The organism is Paracoccus aerodenitrificans (assembly GCF_027913215.1).
Classification (GTDB): domain Bacteria; phylum Pseudomonadota; class Alphaproteobacteria; order Rhodobacterales; family Rhodobacteraceae; genus Paracoccus; species Paracoccus aerodenitrificans.
In genome coordinates this window covers 1,448,979-1,464,067 of the sequence record NZ_CP115784.1, presented here as the reverse complement: position 1 = coordinate 1,464,067, position 15,089 = coordinate 1,448,979, and the positions used below count along the sequence as shown (strand labels likewise).

Genomic DNA, 15,089 nt, shown 5'->3' with positions numbered 1-15,089 from the left:
ACTCATGGCCAAGATCGAACTGAAAAACGTCCGCAAATCATACGGTGCCGTCGAGGTCATCAAGGGCATCGACCTGGAAATCGCCAAGGGTGAATTCATGGTTTTTGTCGGCCCCTCGGGCTGCGGAAAGTCCACCCTGCTCCGGCTGATTTCCGGGCTGGAGGACATCACCTCGGGCGACATGCTGTTCGACGGAGAGCGGGTCAACAACCTGGTTCCCTCGGATCGCGGTATCTCGATGGTGTTCCAGAGCTATGCGCTTTATCCGCATATGAAGGTCTATGACAACATGGCCTTCGGGATGAAGCTTGCGAAGGCCGACAAGGCGGCAATGGACAAACGCGTCCGCGATGCCGCCCGGCTGTTGCAGATCGAACATCTTCTGGACCGGCTGCCCCGCCAGCTTTCAGGCGGTCAGCGTCAGCGCGTGGCAATTGGCCGCGCGATTGTCCGCGACCCGCGCGTATTCCTGTTTGACGAGCCCCTGTCCAACCTCGATGCCGCGCTGCGCGTCGCGACCCGGCTGGAGATCGCGAAGCTGCATCACGCGATGGAGGATACAACAATGGTCTATGTCACCCATGACCAGGTCGAGGCGATGACATTGGCGGATCGCATCGCCGTTCTGCGCGACGGCAGGCTGGAGCAGGTCGGCACGCCTGCCGAGCTGTACGAACGTCCCGCCTCCATGTTCGTGGCGGGTTTCATCGGCAGTCCCAAGATGAACTTCCTCAATTCCGAGATCGCGCGTGCCAAAAACTGTGCGACGCTTGGTGTGCGGCCCGAACATATCGAGATTGTCAGCGATGGCAGTGGCGAATGGCAGGGTGAGGTGGTTCACGCCGAGGATCTGGGCTCGGATAATTTCCTGTTTGTCGATATCGGCGCGGAAGAACCCGTCGTCGTCAGGCAGCCCGGAAAATTGTCCATCGCCTATGGCAGCAAGGTCAGCCTTCAGCCACTGGCGCAGCATCTGCATCGCTTTGACGCTGAGGGTCTGCCGATAGGCTGACCCTTAACCGCCCCAAACATATCTCCTCAACTCAACAGGCATTTCCACGGAGAAAGCATGAGCATTCGAGTCACCGTCTGGAACGAAAACGTTCACGAAAAAGAAAATGAAATCGTCGCCGGGATTTATCCCGAAGGCATACACGGCACCATCGCCGCATCCCTGAACAAGGACCCGGAGATCACCGCAGGCACCGCCACGCTTCAGGAACCGGAACATGGCCTGACCGAGGAAAAGCTTGCCGAAACCGATGTGCTGTTCTGGTGGGGCCACCGTGCGCATGGCGATGTTGCCGATGAGGTTGTCGAACGCGTCTGCAACGCCGTCTGGTCGGGAATGGGGATGGTCTTTCTCCACTCGGCGCATTTCTCGAAGCCGTTCAAGCGGCTGATGGGATCGCCCTGCAACCTGACATGGCGGGAGGCCGGGGAACGGGAACGCCTGTGGCTCACCTCGCGCAACCACCCTATCGCAGCCGGGCTGAACGATCATTTCGAGCTTGAGAATGAAGAAATGTATGGCGAGCCTTTCGGCGTGCCCGAGCCGCTGGAGACGGTTTTCGTAAGCTGGTTCTCGGGTGGCGAGGTCTTCCGCTCGGGTCTGACCTATAAGCGCGGTGCGGGAAATGTGTTCTATTTCCGCCCCGGTCACGAGACCTATCCGACCTATCACAATGCGGATGTCCAGAAGGTTCTGGTGAACGCCGCGAAATGGGCATGGAACCCGGCGGCGCGTCTGGCCGATCCGAACGTCGCGCCGAATGTGCCGGTATCCGAGGCGTTGGAACCGATCGAAGAGCGCGGCCCCAGCCTTCACAAGCATGGCGAGGAGGGTTTCCGCTGATGCAGCCTGTTCGTATCCTGATCCTCGGCACTGGCGGTATGGCCGAAACCCATGCCCGCGAATTCTCCGCTATACCGGGGGTCGAGCTTGTTGCCGGTGTCGATACCCGTCCCGGCCCGTTGCAGGCTTTCTGCGAGAAGCATGACATTGCTCATGCGTTTTCCTCGCTGGAAGAGGCTATGGAATGGGGCGAGTTCGATGCCGCCGCCAATGTAACCCCCGATGCCGCCCATTACGCGACCACCCTGCCCCTGCTTGCGGAGGGTAAGCATGTTCTCTGCGAAAAGCCTCTGGCGACCAATGCAAGCGATGCACAGGCAATGGCCGATGCGGCAGCGCAGGCAGGCGTCGTCAATATGGTCAACCTCACCTATCGCAATGTTCCTGCTCTGCAACAGGCAGCGAAAATGGTGCGGGCGGGCGATATCGGGACGATCCGTCATTTCGAGGCGTCCTATCTGCAAAGCTGGCTGACGCAGCCCGCCTGGGGCGACTGGCGCAGCGAAAGCCAGTGGCTGTGGCGTCTGTCGAAAGACCACGGCTCGAAGGGCGTTCTGGGGGATGTCGGGATCCATATTCTGGATTTCACCACCTTCATCGCCGCGCAGGAGGCCACTTCGGTATCCTGTCGGCTGGCGACCTATGACAAGGCACCGGACGGGCGCATCGGAGACTATAATCTCGACGCGAATGACAGCGCGACGATGCAGATCGTGCTGGAGAACGGCACAATCGGGACGGTGGCGGCAACGCGCTTTGCCAGCGGCCATCTCAATGACCTGCGGCTGCGTCTTTACGGCGACCGGGGCGGGCTTGAGGTCAGTCTGGAAAAGAATGTCAGCCGTCTGCGCGCCTGTCTCGAACCGGATCTGGAATCCGCGACATGGCAGGAAATCGAGTGTCCCGCCACGCCGACCACCTTCCAGCGTTTCATCGCAGCGATCCGCAAGGAAGGACCGGCGGAACCTGACTTCTCCCGGGGTGCTGCGCTACAACAGCTTCTCGACCGGGCGGAGGATTCCGCGCTGCAGGACAGTCTCAGCCTGGCAGTCTGATCCTGTCTCCGGCGGGCCATGTCAGGCTGCACCGGAGACGCAAAACCGAAGCCGTAACCTTCCCGCGCGGCTGAGGCCGGTCTGTAACGCAATGCAGATCGGCCTCGACCCCGCCACTCCGATGCCGCATGGTTTCGCATGACTGGAGATATGAAGGGGGACAGCATGAAGATCGGTTTCATCGGCACCGGCGACATCACCAAGGCCATCGTGACCGGCCTTATGGCATCGGATTATCCGCTGGATGAGGTGATCCTGTCGCCGCGCAGCAAGGATGTATCGGCGCGGCTCGCGGCGGAACATGACAGGGTCAGGGTCGCGGAAAGCAATCAGCAGGTTGTGGACGAGGCCGATCTGGTTTTCCTCGCCATCCGTCCGCAGATCGCCGAAGAGGTGCTTAGGGCGCTGACATTCCGCGCGGACCAGAAAATTGCCAGTCTGATCGCCACCGTGACCGCGGAGCGGCTTCAGGAATGGACGCGGCATGACGCGCCGATCTCTCGCGCCGTACCCCTGCCTGCCGTGGCCGACCGTCAGGGCGTGACGGCAATCTATCCTGAGGATGAGACCTTGCAGGCGCTGTTCGACCGGCTTGGTCCGGTGGTGACGGCGAAAACCCTCGATGAGTTCGACGCATATACGACATCCGGCGCGGTGATGGGGCTGTATTTCGGCATCCTCGAAACCGTTGCGGACTGGCTGACGGCGAAAGGAGTCCCGGCAGCGGATGCGCGGGTTTTCCTCGGCAAGGTGTTTCTGGAACTCGGCCGCACCGCCGAACGGCATCAGGATGACGATTTTCCGACCTTGCGCAAAGATCACTCGACGGAAGGCGGGATAAACCAGCAAATCTTTAATGTATTTTCCGAAAAGGGCGGTGTTGACGGGCTGCGCAAGGCGCTCGACAGTGTTGCGGAACGTATTGCAACTGCACGGGGTCAGAAATGACGCCACCGGCAGCTTCGATCAGCCTGCCGCGCACCACCCGCGCCTGATCTATGAGAGGAAAGACGGATGAATCAGCACGCCCCCAACGATCTTAACGCATTCTGGATGCCGTTTACCGCGAACCGGCAGTTCAAGCAGGCTCCGCGGCTGTTCGTCGGATCCCAGGACATGCATTACACCACCGCCGATGGGCGGCAGGTTCTGGACGGGACCGCCGGACTGTGGTGCTGCAATGCGGGTCATTGTCGGCCCCGGATCACGCAGGCGATCCAGAAACAGGCGGAGACGCTGGATTATGCGCCAGCTTTCCAGATGGGGCATCCTCAGGCCTTCGAACTGGCGAACCGGCTGATCGACATTGCGCCCGAAGGGATGGAGCATGTTTTCTATACAAATTCCGGCTCGGAATCCGTCGAGACCGCGCTGAAAATCGCGCTTGCCTATCATCAGGCACGCGGCCAGGGGCAGCGCACAAGGCTGATCGGGCGCGAGCGTGGCTATCACGGGGTGAATTTCGGCGGTATTTCGGTCGGCGGGATCGTCAATAACCGCAAGGCATTCGGCACATTGCTGAACGGCGTGGACCACCTGCCGCACACTCACCTGACGGAAAACCGCTTCAGCCGGGGTCAGCCGGAACATGGTGCATATCTGGCCGATGAGCTTGACCAGATCATCGCCCTGCACGGGGCCGAAACCATCGCCGCCGTCATTGTCGAGCCGATGGCGGGATCGACAGGGGTTCTGCTTCCGCCCAAGGGCTATCTGCAACGCCTGCGCGAGATCACGCGGAAACACGGCATTCTGCTGATCTTCGATGAGGTCATCACCGGGTTCGGGCGGCTCGGCTCCGCCTTTGCCGCGCAGCATTACGGCGTGACGCCGGATCTGATGAGCACCGCGAAGGGGCTGACCAACGGGGTGATCCCGATGGGCGCGGTGCTGACCTCTGCCGAGGTGCATGATGCGTTCATGACCGGGCCGGAACATCTGATCGAGCTTTTCCACGGCTATACCTATTCCGGGAACCCGATTGCCTGCGCGGCGGGTCTTGCCACGCTGGAAACCTATCGCGAGGAAGGGCTGTTCCAGCGGGCCGCCGAACTGGCCCCCTATTGGCAGGACGCGCTGCATTCCCTGCGGGATGCGCCGCATGTCATCGACATCCGTAATGAGGGGCTGATCGGCGCGGTTGAACTGGAGCCTGTGCCGGGACAGCCGACCAAACGCGCCTTCGACGCTTTCCTCAGCGCCTATGAGAAAGGCATTCTGATCCGCACGACCGGCGATATTATCGCCATGTCGCCGCCTCTAATCATTGAAAAGGCGCAGATCGACCAGCTTGTCGAGACGCTGCGCAAGGTGCTGGAAGGGCTGAACTGAGCCGCCAGGGACGGGTTTCCGTCCACAGGAAGCCTTGCCGATCTAGCCGGGACGGGCCGCAAGACGCAGTCCGTCCTTGCCGAACCAGTGTTCGTCGCCCGGATCACGCGACAGATGCAGCGCATCGCCGCGCTTGGGCTTGATCTGACCCTGAAGCATTGCAAGCACCGGCGCGTCATCCTCGTTCCGTGCGTGGATCAGCGTTTCCGCGCCCAGATTTTCGGCCATCTCGACGGTGACCCGCATCCCCTGATCCGCGATGTGCAGATGTTGCGGACGGATACCCATCTCGGTTCCGTCGGGCTGCGGGAGAAAATTCATTTTCGGCGCGCCGATAAACCCCGCGACAAAGCGGTTCGCCGGAGTGTTGAACAGGTCCAGTGGCGTATCGACCTGCTCGACCACCCCGTCGCGCAGCACGACGATCCGATCGGCCAGAGTCATCGCCTCGATCTGGTCATGAGTGACATAAATCATCGTCTTGCCAAGCCGCGCATGAAGCGCCGCCAACTCGGCCCGCATCGTCCCGCGAAGTTCGGCATCGAGGTTCGACAAAGGCTCATCCAGCAGAAATGCCGTAGGCTCGCGCACAATGGCCCGGCCAATGGCGACACGCTGGCGCTGACCGCCGGAAAGCTGGCCCGGCTTACGCTCCAGCAGCGGTTCGATTTCCAGCATCCGCGCGGCCTCTGCGATCCTTTCCGCGATGTCCGCCTTGGGCATACGGGTGTTTTCCAGACCGAAGGCCATATTCTGCCGCACCGACATATGCGGGTACAGCGCATAGGACTGGAACACCATCGCCAGCCCGCGATCCGCCGCCGATTGACGTGTCACATCCTGACCGTCGATCAGGATCTGGCCCGATGTCGGGCGATCCAGCCCCGAAATCAGTCTCAGCAGCGTTGATTTCCCGCAGCCCGAGGGGCCTACAAACACCACAAGCTCGCCATCCGGGATGGTCAGCGAAACATTCTTGATGACCTCGGCGGCGCCGAAGGATCGGCGGATATTCTGAAGTTCGATCATACCCATTACTTCAACCCCGTTCCCGCAATCCCTGCGGTAATGAAGCGCTGCAGGAAGACAAAGACCAGCACGACCGGGATCATCGCGACCACGGTCATCGCCAGAATATAGTGCCACTGGACATTCAACTCTCCGGCATAGGTGTTCAGCCCGATCTGCAGCGTGTAAAGTTCCTTGCGCGACAGAACGACCAGAGGCCACAGAAAATCGTTCCACCGCCACACCACCGAGAAAATCGCCAGCACGGCAAGCGCCGGCGCGGCAAGCGGCAGAACGATGCGCCAGTAGATCTGCCACTCCGATGCATGATCCATCCGCGCTGCATCCAGCAACTCATCGGGGATGGTCAGCATATATTGCCGCAACAGGAACACCCCTGTCGGCGTCGCCACCGTGGGCAGGATCACCCCCCATAGCGTGTTCATCAGCCCGGTCGCCGACACGACCGAGTAAAGCGGCACGAGGATCACCGAAAGCGGCACCATCAGCGTGGCGATGATCAGCAGCATCACGGCATTACGCCCCCGGAAATCATATTTCGACAGGGCGAAAGCCGCCATTGAGTTGGTCAGCAGAGTGATGATCGTCGCCATGACCGTGACAAAGACCGAGTTCCGCAGGAACAGCAGGAAATCGAAATGGACGAATGGTTCGGTATAATTCTCGGTGGCGAAACGCAGTTCCCGGATCGGAGTCCGCTCGTCGATATTGACCCGGACCGGCTCGGCATCCGGCGCGTCGGGATCGACCATCTGCGCGACAATGCCGACGCGGCGCAGTTCCGCCATCGTCCTGACCGAGCCATCCGGCAGGGTCACCGAAAACAGCGGCTTCTCATCGCCGTTCATATCGACGACCTGCTGCGTATAGGGTAGAAGCGTCGGCGGAAACTCGGCCAGTCCGGCAGGGGTCTTGAAGCTGGACAGGACCAGCCAGATCGCCGGGCCGAACATCAGGATCGTGCCACCGATCAGCCAGATCCATGTGGCGATGTCGGTCCAGTGCCAGCCCCGCCCGTCTCCGGTCCGGCCGCGCCGTGCCACCAGCCACCGCATCAGCTTCTCCCCGCCCGGCGGCTGAGCCAGAGCTGCATCAGCGTCAGCACCACCAGCACAAGCGCCATCAGGATCGAGGCCGCCGCCGCAAGCCCCGGATTGCGCAGCAGATTGGCGAAGCCCTGCTCATAGATATATTGCGTCATGAACATGGTCGAGGTCCCCGGCCCGCCTCCGGTCAGCACATAGGCCTCATCGAAGATCTGCACGGCACGGATCAGCGACAGCACCAGAACGACCAGCAGATTCGGCATCAGAAGCGGCAGGGTGATACGATAAAACACCCGGAAAGGCGGGGTGCCGTCCATCTCGGCGGCCTCATAGAGATCACGCGGAATCGCCTGCAACCCGGCCAGCAGGATCAGCGTATAGAACCCCATATGCGCCCAGACACTGACCCCGACCGCTGCCGCGAAAGCCCAGAACCTGTCGATCAGCCAGTTCACCGGCTCCAGCCCCAGCTCAACCATGCCCAGATTGGCCAGACCCTGACGCTGAAGGATCCATTTCCAGATCAGCCCGACCACGACAGGGCTGAGCAACACCGGGAAGAAGAACACCGCCCGCCAGAACGCCTTGCCGGGAATGGCTCGGTTCAGGATCAGCGCGGTGATCATCGCCGCAAGCGTCATCAGCCCGACCTGTAGCACGACGAACCGCGCCGTGTTCCAGACCGCGATCCAGAACATATCGTCGCGGCAGCTTCTCGGCTCCAGATAATTTCCGCAATCCATCAGTCGCTGGTAATGCGCCGTCCCGATATAGGGCCGGTCGGCCAGAAAGAACTCGACACCGCCCGTGGTGGAATAAAGCGCATTCATCCCCAGAGGGATCAGCACGAAAACCGAGAAAATCGCCATATTCGGCAAAAGGAACAGGGCGATCATGCCGCCCTGCCCGGTCATGCGCTGCCATGCCCGCAGCGGAATATCCACGATACGCGCAAACCAGCGGAGGGGCGCCATCAGACGATATGCCACCCCGTTCTGCATTTACTGGCCGCCATCAGCCGCAGCGACCTGCTCGGCAATATCTGAATCGATGCGCGGGAAGATCTCCTCGACCGGCATTTCGCCTGCCATCGCCTGGCTGATCCGGTTGACCATCGCGCCATACATGGCATTCGCATAGCGCCATGCCGGGATCTCATTCGCGGCAGGGATCAGCGCCCCGGTCGCCTCGACGAATTTTTCGAGCGCCGCCTTTGCCTGCGGGTCCTCGGTCTGGAAATCCAGCCCGCCCGCCTCGATCACGCCCTTATGCGCGGGCAGGAACAGGGTGCGCTCGGAGAACTCTTTCACGATATCCTGACGGGCCAGAAAATCCATGACCTTGCCGACATCCTCGGGATTGCTTGTGTTCTTGTTGGCGACAAGCGCCGCCCCGCCCGGCAGCCCCGAACACCCGGCCGAACCGCAGGGCGAACCGATTGCCACCCAGTCGAACCCGTCCCCGATCTTGGTGGACAGGTTCGCCACCTGCCAGGAACCGGAATAGAGCATGGCGATATTGGCATTGATGAACTCATCCGCGCCGGAACGATAGGTCGTCCCCGCCGCGCTGACCCAGACATCGCGCATATGCTGGCCGCTTTCGGTCCAGCCCACCAGCCGGGTGATGAAATCCTGCGCCGCCGCATCCAGAGGCGCGGGCTTGCCGTCCTCGCCTTTCAGCACGGCACCCGAGGACAGAAGCGGCCCGGTGATCCTGTGGCCCGAGCGGTCGATGACAAGGGCGGCGGGAAGCTGCTGGCTTTCCTGCACCTCAGTCGCGGCGGCGACCCATTCATCCCATGTCGCGCCCTCCCCCGGCATTTCGACGCCGGCCTGTTCGAACAGCGTCTTGTTGGCGAAGCCGCCGACAAGGGTCAGTTGGGTCATGAAACCCGGAATGATATCGGTGCCATCGGGACGCATCCAGTCGAACTGATCGCCGAAATTGCTGCGCCAGTATTCCGGGTCCTCGACATAGGGCGTCAGATCCAGCCAGTGTTCCGCCTGTTCCTTCAGATTGGTGACCCGCGCGATATCCGGCCCCTCACCCGCCGCAAGCTGGATCGGCAATTGTTCCATGATGACCTGATAGGCCACATTATCCAGAATGACGTTGATATCCGGATTTTCCTCCATGAAGCGGTCAAGCAGATCCTGCATGACCTCGCCTTCGACACCGTCGGAATACCACATCATCCTGACCTCGCCCGCACCGGCGGATGCGGCGATGGCCAGCGACGACGCGGCGGCGATTCCCAGAATTGATTTCATCTTGTTTTCCTCCCTGACTCCGCGCCTTCCGGCGCTACGGAATGATATTGCGCTGCCCCTCCAGCGACCAGCTTTCCGGGTCGAGCCTGCGGCCCTCTGCCTCGACCACTCCATCGGCATGGAACGAGACAGGCCCGTATTCCGGATCGTCTATCACAATGAGACCATCCGGCTTCGTTATCAATGACAGCGTAGCATAACGGCGATGCAGCGCGTCGCAATCCTGCGCCTCATCGCTGAGCCGGATTATCCAGCAACCGTCACGCCCGGCAAGCTGAAGCTCATTGCCCGCGCTCGGCCCTTCGGTCACCGCATGCAGAGCAGCCGAGCCGATGATCACCAGCCCCGCCCCGTCCTGCGTTGCCACGGCGATATTCCCGTCCAGTCGCGTCTCATCGAAGACGGATTGCGGGAACCACGCATGAGTCAGTTCCGGCTGCGGCGCAACGCCATCAAACATCACCAAAGCCAGCCCGCGATATTGCTGCACGCGCGGCACGCTGGCCGAGCCGCCCCAATAGGACGGGCGGCCATAGCCGGACTGGATCAGTTCTCCGGGATGGTTGATCCAGATCTGGGCCTGAGGATCTGCGCCGATCCGCGCATGGATCAGCGTTTCCTGATATCCCCAATCATACCAGCGGTACCGCGCGGCGGAACCCATCGCGGTTTTCCGGGTCTTCCAGTGATACAGCCGGGCGAAATGGTTCTCGCCCTGCGTGAAAGCCCATTCCTGACCGCCCGTCTCATCCCACAGCGCCCGGCTGCGCAGATCGGGCAGGTCCAGCCCGTGATCGCGCAGGCACAACGCAAACTGCGGAAGGCAGTGGAACCGCGCCCCGAAGCTGCCCTTGCCCCAGAGCATCCGGGCGATGGCCGATAGTTCCAGCGTCTCTCCCGCCCTCAGCGTATGCTCATAGCTGCGCCCCTGAGCGGCGGTCAGCACGCCACGATGCGCACTGTTCGCGACGATCTCGATCAACCTTGCGATGGCGCGGCCTGCCCGGTCGCGAATATCGGCGTCTGGTGCAAGCGCATATAATGCGCATAATCCCTTGAGGTCGATCGGGAAATACGGAGCGCTGTTGAACTCTGCCATCTCGCAGGTTTCGAAATGGTCCAGCCATGCCTGCACCCGTTCCGCACCGATGCGCGACTGTTCCGCCCCGCTGCGCCCCGAGCGGCGGAACACCGCATCCGGCAGCACATGCCCGGCCAGATAGGCGGCGCTGTGGAACAGAAGCGCGTGGTTTTCGCTGAAATACCACTGAACATCATTGCCCGGCTCATCCATCCAGTAGCGATAGGCGAGGATCGTGCGGTCGATCTCTGCCAGCGTTTCCGGGCGCAGCGCATCGGCAAAGCGCATCCGGGACCAGAGCAGCGGCACAAGGGCGAAATCGGCGCAATCCCAGCAATCCTCGATGGGCGGAAGGGCGCGGAGGATCATTTCATCGGCCTGCTGGCCCGTGGCAAGCCGGGCAAGCGCACAGACAGTATCCGGCTCGGCCTTGTCCGCGACGGATCTCAGCGCCTCGTCAACGCGATCCGCCAGAGCCTCTGCGGCAGGACCGGCGGGATGTGCGATCTCGACCCCGAGGCTGCGTGTCGCGGCAAATCCGTCGCAAGAGACGGTGATGCGGAAATGCCGGAAATCGGCGGGAAAATCGCCCACCTTGCCCAGAACCAGCCGGTCCTGACCAGCCTCGATCCGGTATCGGCGATCCATCCTTTCATGCGACATGAAATCGCCCTCGATCACCACGCTGGCATCGCCTTCCTCGGATAATGTCGCGGGCAGGATCAGCGCCACCTCGCCGTGATCATAGGCCGGTTTGTCGAAATGCATCCGGTCCAGCAAAGCCTCGACCATGCGCACCGTCCCGGCAGGCGCGTCGAAGGGCAGCGAGCCATATGCCTCAGGTCCGTTGAGATAATCGAGCCGGATCAGGTAACGCGTATCCCGCTCTGCCAGATCGTCGAAGAAAACCACGATCTCATTCGGCCCGGCCTGCAACTGCACCTGAAATTCCGCATGTGAGTTGTAATTTCGGATATAAGGCGCCATCCAGCCCGCCTCGGTGCCGTTCACATGCAGGATCGCGCCGCCGCATGTCGTCAGGCGCAGATTTGCCGGACCGGCTTCCGCCGCGTCGATCACCGTTCTTGCCCATGCAGCAAGCCGCGTCGGACGGAACCAGAACCCCGAGAGATCCAGCATGTCCTGACCGAAAGGCAGCACATTCTTCTGCCAGCTGACCGCATCCGCCCGCCCGGGCCTCTGATCGGGACGCTTGTTGCGGAACCGGGCCGCGAACTCCGTCCGGCAGGGATATTCATGCGGGATGAAATTGCGGTCCTTGGTCAGGAAAAAGAACGGGTCCATCTCTCCGTGCAACGGAGCATCCGCGACATCGAAACGCTCTTCCGCAATCTCGCTGACCTGCCAATAACGCAGGGAATCGCCGTTTGTCAGTTTCATCGCAGCTCACTTACCGGAACGGGGCTGACATCTTCATAAGCCTGATTTTCGCCGGTCATGCCCCAGACGAATGCATATGGGCCGGTGCCCGCACCCATATGGATCGACCAGGCCGGAGACAGCACCACATCGCCATTCCGGATCACCAGATGGCGGGTATTGTCGGGGCGGCCCATGAAATGGAAAACCCGATCAGCCTCGTCCAGATCGAAATAGCAATACGCCTCCATCCGCCTTTCATGCAAATGCGGGGGCTGCGTATTCCAGACCTGTCCCTCTGGCAGATCGGTGATCCCCATCAACAACAGGCAGGACGGCCCGACCTCGGGGTGGATATACATGCGAAGCTGGCGGAAATTGCCGCGGTTCCGCTGGCCGAACTCGACCATTTTCGCCTCGTCCCGGGTGATGACCCGTGTCGGATGATCCGCACCTGCCGGGACCGAGTTCAGATAGAACCGCGCCGGATTATCCTGCGTATCGCTGCTGAGCCGGACGGATTTCGTGCCGCGCCCGACATAAAGGCAGGCCCTTGACGGCAGATCAAATCGGCTGCCGTCAATCTCGGCCCGGCCCGGACCGCCGAGATTGGCAATCCCCGCCTCGCGTGCATCGAAGAAATGGGGCGTGCCGACATCCGCTCCGTCCCCGAATTCAAGCGGGGCCTCCATCGGTACGGCACCCCCGACGATCATGCGGTCGAGATGCGTATAGGCCATGCGGATCTGGCCGGGCTGAAATATCCCCTCGACCATGAATTCGGCACGCAACCTGTCGGTGTTCATGTTGTCGATATCGCCGGGAGACGCCCCGTAACGTATATCCATCGGATCACTCCGTCTGTTTTAAAGCTTCTGCCAGAGCCAGTATCACCAGCGACTGCCCGTATCCGGTCGGCTGGATCGGGATGTCGCGGTAGAATTGCAGGTCATGCCCCATCCGCGTGCCATAGCTGACGCCACCGACAACACCTTCAGGGCCGATCTGCCGGATGACGTAATCGACGGCCCGTCTGCCCGCCTGCCCCGCCTGATATCCAAGCAGCCCCAGACGCGCGCCCTTCATCAGCCCATAGGCGAACCCGGCGGTCGCGCTTGTTTCGGGATAGCTTCCGGGATCGTCCAGAAGCGTGCGCCATGCCCCCTCATCGGTCTGAAGCGGCAGCAGCGCCTTCACCTGATCGCGCAGCAGATCGCGCAGGAAGCAGGCCGGAGCCTCCGGGATGGTCGCCAGATCGAACAGATCCAGAAGGCACGCGGTAATCCAGGCATTACCGCGTGCCCATCTTGCCCGCGCAAAATTGTGCCGCCCCTCGAAGGTCCAGCCGTGAAACCATAATCCCGTTTCACGGTCGGCCAAAAATTGCGCATGGACAAGAAACTGCTTCACCGCCTCATCGACCAGATCCGGCCGTCGGGCCGCCTGTCCGTAAGAGGCAAGGAAAAGCGCTACCATGAACAGGGTATCGTCCCATAACTCGCCCGAGTTCACCTTGTCGGACACATCATGTTGTATCCCCCCGAACGGGGTTCTTGGCGCATCGCTCATCACCCGGTTGGCCCAGTCGTCCAGCACGGCCTCATGGCGCGGATCGCGGGTTTCGCGCCACAGGATCGACAGCGCCAGCATCGGGGCGGTCGTGTTCACATTCATTCCCGGCAGGCCCCGCGCCATCGCGCGATCATACCAGCCGGTCAGCATCGCCCCCAGATCCTTATCCCGGTCCCGCGCCAGCCATAGCTGAACCAGACCATACAGCCCCACGCCCTGAGGCCATTCCCAGCCATCGAAGCTGATATAATCGCCCGGCGTCCCGTCCAGATTGGGTTCCACGAAACCGCCATCATGGCGCAGGCTTTCAAAACCCGAGACCAGCCGCGACAGTGATTCCTCGATGATGCGACGCTCCTCCATAGGGAAAGCTTCCCTGCCGGACGGGCAATTGCACAATCTGTAAATTTGTTGCAGATCTTTGCCATGAGACCGGATGGCAAGCGCGAACAGGTTTCCCGGCGGGTCAGGCTGAAGGACATCGCCGAACGCTGCGGCGTGTCCACGGCGACGGTCTCACGGGCGTTGTCGGGCCGGGGCTATGTCGCGGAAGGGCTGACGCGGCGCATCCATGATATGGCCGTGCGGCTGAACTATCCCCTGCCCTCGTCGCAGGCCGGGCGACGTGTTCTGCTGGCGGCGTCGGGACCGGCCCTGCTGGATCTGTCGCGCAGCCAGTTCACCCTGCATGTGCTGGAGGGTATCCAGGAACGCTGCGAGACCTTGGGCATGCAGGTCCAGACCCGGCATGTCGTCTCTGCCGGGGATGAGGCGCGGCTGCTGGATGAGGCAAGATCCCCCGATGTCGCCGGTGTGCTGATGCTGACCATTGACGATCAGGCAACGCTGGATCTGGCCCGTGGCTTCGACAAGCCGGTGATCCTTGTGAATGCAGACGATCCGGATATGCGGCTGTCATCGGTCACGCCCTGCAACCGCTCGGCGGCGGCGCTTGCCACGCAGCATCTGCGCAGCCTCGGCCATCGCCGCATCGCCTTCCTGACCTGTCCGGGCCGGCGCACCATCACCCGCCGTTGGGAGGGCTGGCGCGACACCATGCAGGATGACGCCGATCCTGCACTCGTCATCGACATCCCGGACTGGAGCATATCTCTGGCCGAGCGCGCCGTCGCCGAGAGGCTGGCAAAACAGCGCGATTTCACGGCGATTCTCGCCACCGGAGATGCCTTGGCGATCGGAGCCTATAACGCGCTTGCAAAGGCGGGGCTGACCGTGCCGCGCGATATGTCGGTCATTTCGATTGACGGGCTGCCGCAGACGAAAATCCTCGATCCGCCCATGACGGTGATGGCGATCCCCATGCGTTCGGTCGGAGCGGTCGCGCTTGACCTTCTGTGCAGCGCCGCCGCCAATCCCGCCATTCCCCGGCAAAGGATCGAGTTGGCATGCGAGTTGCTTTGCCGCGGATCGGACGCACCCCCGCAGACCGGCGCGGCGTTCTGATAT

The 15,089-nt window shown here is 61.7% G+C and carries 13 protein-coding genes; 6 read left to right on the top strand and 7 right to left on the bottom strand.

Annotation, left to right across the window (positions count from 1 at the left end; translation table 11 throughout):
• Positions 1–4 precede the first annotated feature (4 nt).
• The 5 genes from PAE61_RS08625 (at position 5) to aptA (ending at position 5,241) form a co-directional block, all read left to right on the top strand.
• Positions 5–1,012 (top strand): ABC transporter ATP-binding protein, encoded by a 1,008-nt coding sequence (locus tag PAE61_RS08625; RefSeq protein WP_271114906.1) that lies wholly within the window; start codon positions 5–7, stop codon positions 1,010–1,012.
• Positions 1,013–1,069: 57 nt separating this feature from the next.
• A complete protein-coding gene (locus PAE61_RS08620; protein WP_271114905.1) occupies positions 1,070–1,855 on the top strand; it encodes a ThuA domain-containing protein in 786 nt (261 codons plus the stop codon).
• The gene (locus PAE61_RS08615; RefSeq protein ID WP_271114904.1) at positions 1,855–2,910 is read left to right on the top strand and encodes a Gfo/Idh/MocA family protein; all 1,056 of its coding nucleotides are present in this window, start codon (positions 1,855–1,857) and stop codon (positions 2,908–2,910) included. The genes PAE61_RS08620 and PAE61_RS08615 overlap by 1 nt, the downstream gene beginning before the upstream one ends.
• Before the next feature lie 165 nt (positions 2,911–3,075).
• Positions 3,076–3,858, top strand: a complete 783-nt coding sequence (locus PAE61_RS08610; protein WP_271114903.1) for a pyrroline-5-carboxylate reductase — start codon at positions 3,076–3,078, stop codon at positions 3,856–3,858.
• Positions 3,859–3,924: 66 nt separating this feature from the next.
• Positions 3,925–5,241: an omega-aminotransferase AptA gene (gene aptA, locus PAE61_RS08605; RefSeq protein WP_271114902.1), complete on the top strand. Its 1,317-nt coding sequence runs from the start codon at positions 3,925–3,927 to the stop codon at positions 5,239–5,241.
• Positions 5,242–5,283: 42 nt separating this feature from the next.
• Here aptA and PAE61_RS08600 read toward each other — a convergent pair whose 3' ends face one another.
• The 7 genes from PAE61_RS08600 to bglB are packed head-to-tail and all read right to left on the bottom strand — an operon-like array spanning position 5,284 to position 13,985.
• A complete protein-coding gene (locus tag PAE61_RS08600) occupies positions 5,284–6,276 on the bottom strand; it encodes an ABC transporter ATP-binding protein (protein WP_271114901.1) in 993 nt (330 codons plus the stop codon).
• Positions 6,276–7,325 (bottom strand): carbohydrate ABC transporter permease, encoded by a 1,050-nt coding sequence (locus PAE61_RS08595; protein ID WP_271114900.1) that lies wholly within the window; start codon positions 7,323–7,325, stop codon positions 6,276–6,278. Before PAE61_RS08595 ends, PAE61_RS08600 begins: the two co-directional genes overlap by 1 nt.
• The gene (locus PAE61_RS08590) at positions 7,325–8,290 is read right to left on the bottom strand and encodes a carbohydrate ABC transporter permease (RefSeq protein ID WP_271114899.1); all 966 of its coding nucleotides are present in this window, start codon (positions 8,288–8,290) and stop codon (positions 7,325–7,327) included. Before PAE61_RS08590 ends, PAE61_RS08595 begins: the two co-directional genes overlap by 1 nt.
• A 27-nt stretch (positions 8,291–8,317) precedes the next feature.
• A complete protein-coding gene (locus PAE61_RS08585) occupies positions 8,318–9,589 on the bottom strand; it encodes an ABC transporter substrate-binding protein (protein WP_271114898.1) in 1,272 nt (423 codons plus the stop codon).
• Between the two features lie 34 nt (positions 9,590–9,623).
• A complete protein-coding gene (locus PAE61_RS08580; RefSeq protein WP_271114897.1) occupies positions 9,624–12,071 on the bottom strand; it encodes a hypothetical protein in 2,448 nt (815 codons plus the stop codon).
• Positions 12,068–12,898: a 5-dehydro-4-deoxy-D-glucuronate isomerase gene (gene kduI, locus PAE61_RS08575; RefSeq protein ID WP_271114896.1), complete on the bottom strand. Its 831-nt coding sequence runs from the start codon at positions 12,896–12,898 to the stop codon at positions 12,068–12,070. The genes PAE61_RS08580 and kduI overlap by 4 nt, the downstream gene beginning before the upstream one ends.
• Positions 12,899–12,902: 4 nt before the next feature.
• Positions 12,903–13,985, bottom strand: coding sequence for a beta-galactosidase BglB (gene bglB / locus PAE61_RS08570; protein WP_271114895.1), 1,083 nt, complete (start codon positions 13,983–13,985; stop codon positions 12,903–12,905).
• A gap of 63 nt (positions 13,986–14,048) precedes the next feature.
• Here bglB and PAE61_RS08565 point away from each other — a divergent pair, with 63 nt between their 5' ends.
• Positions 14,049–15,086: a LacI family DNA-binding transcriptional regulator gene (locus tag PAE61_RS08565; RefSeq protein ID WP_271114894.1), complete on the top strand. Its 1,038-nt coding sequence runs from the start codon at positions 14,049–14,051 to the stop codon at positions 15,084–15,086.
• Positions 15,087–15,089 lie beyond the last annotated feature (3 nt).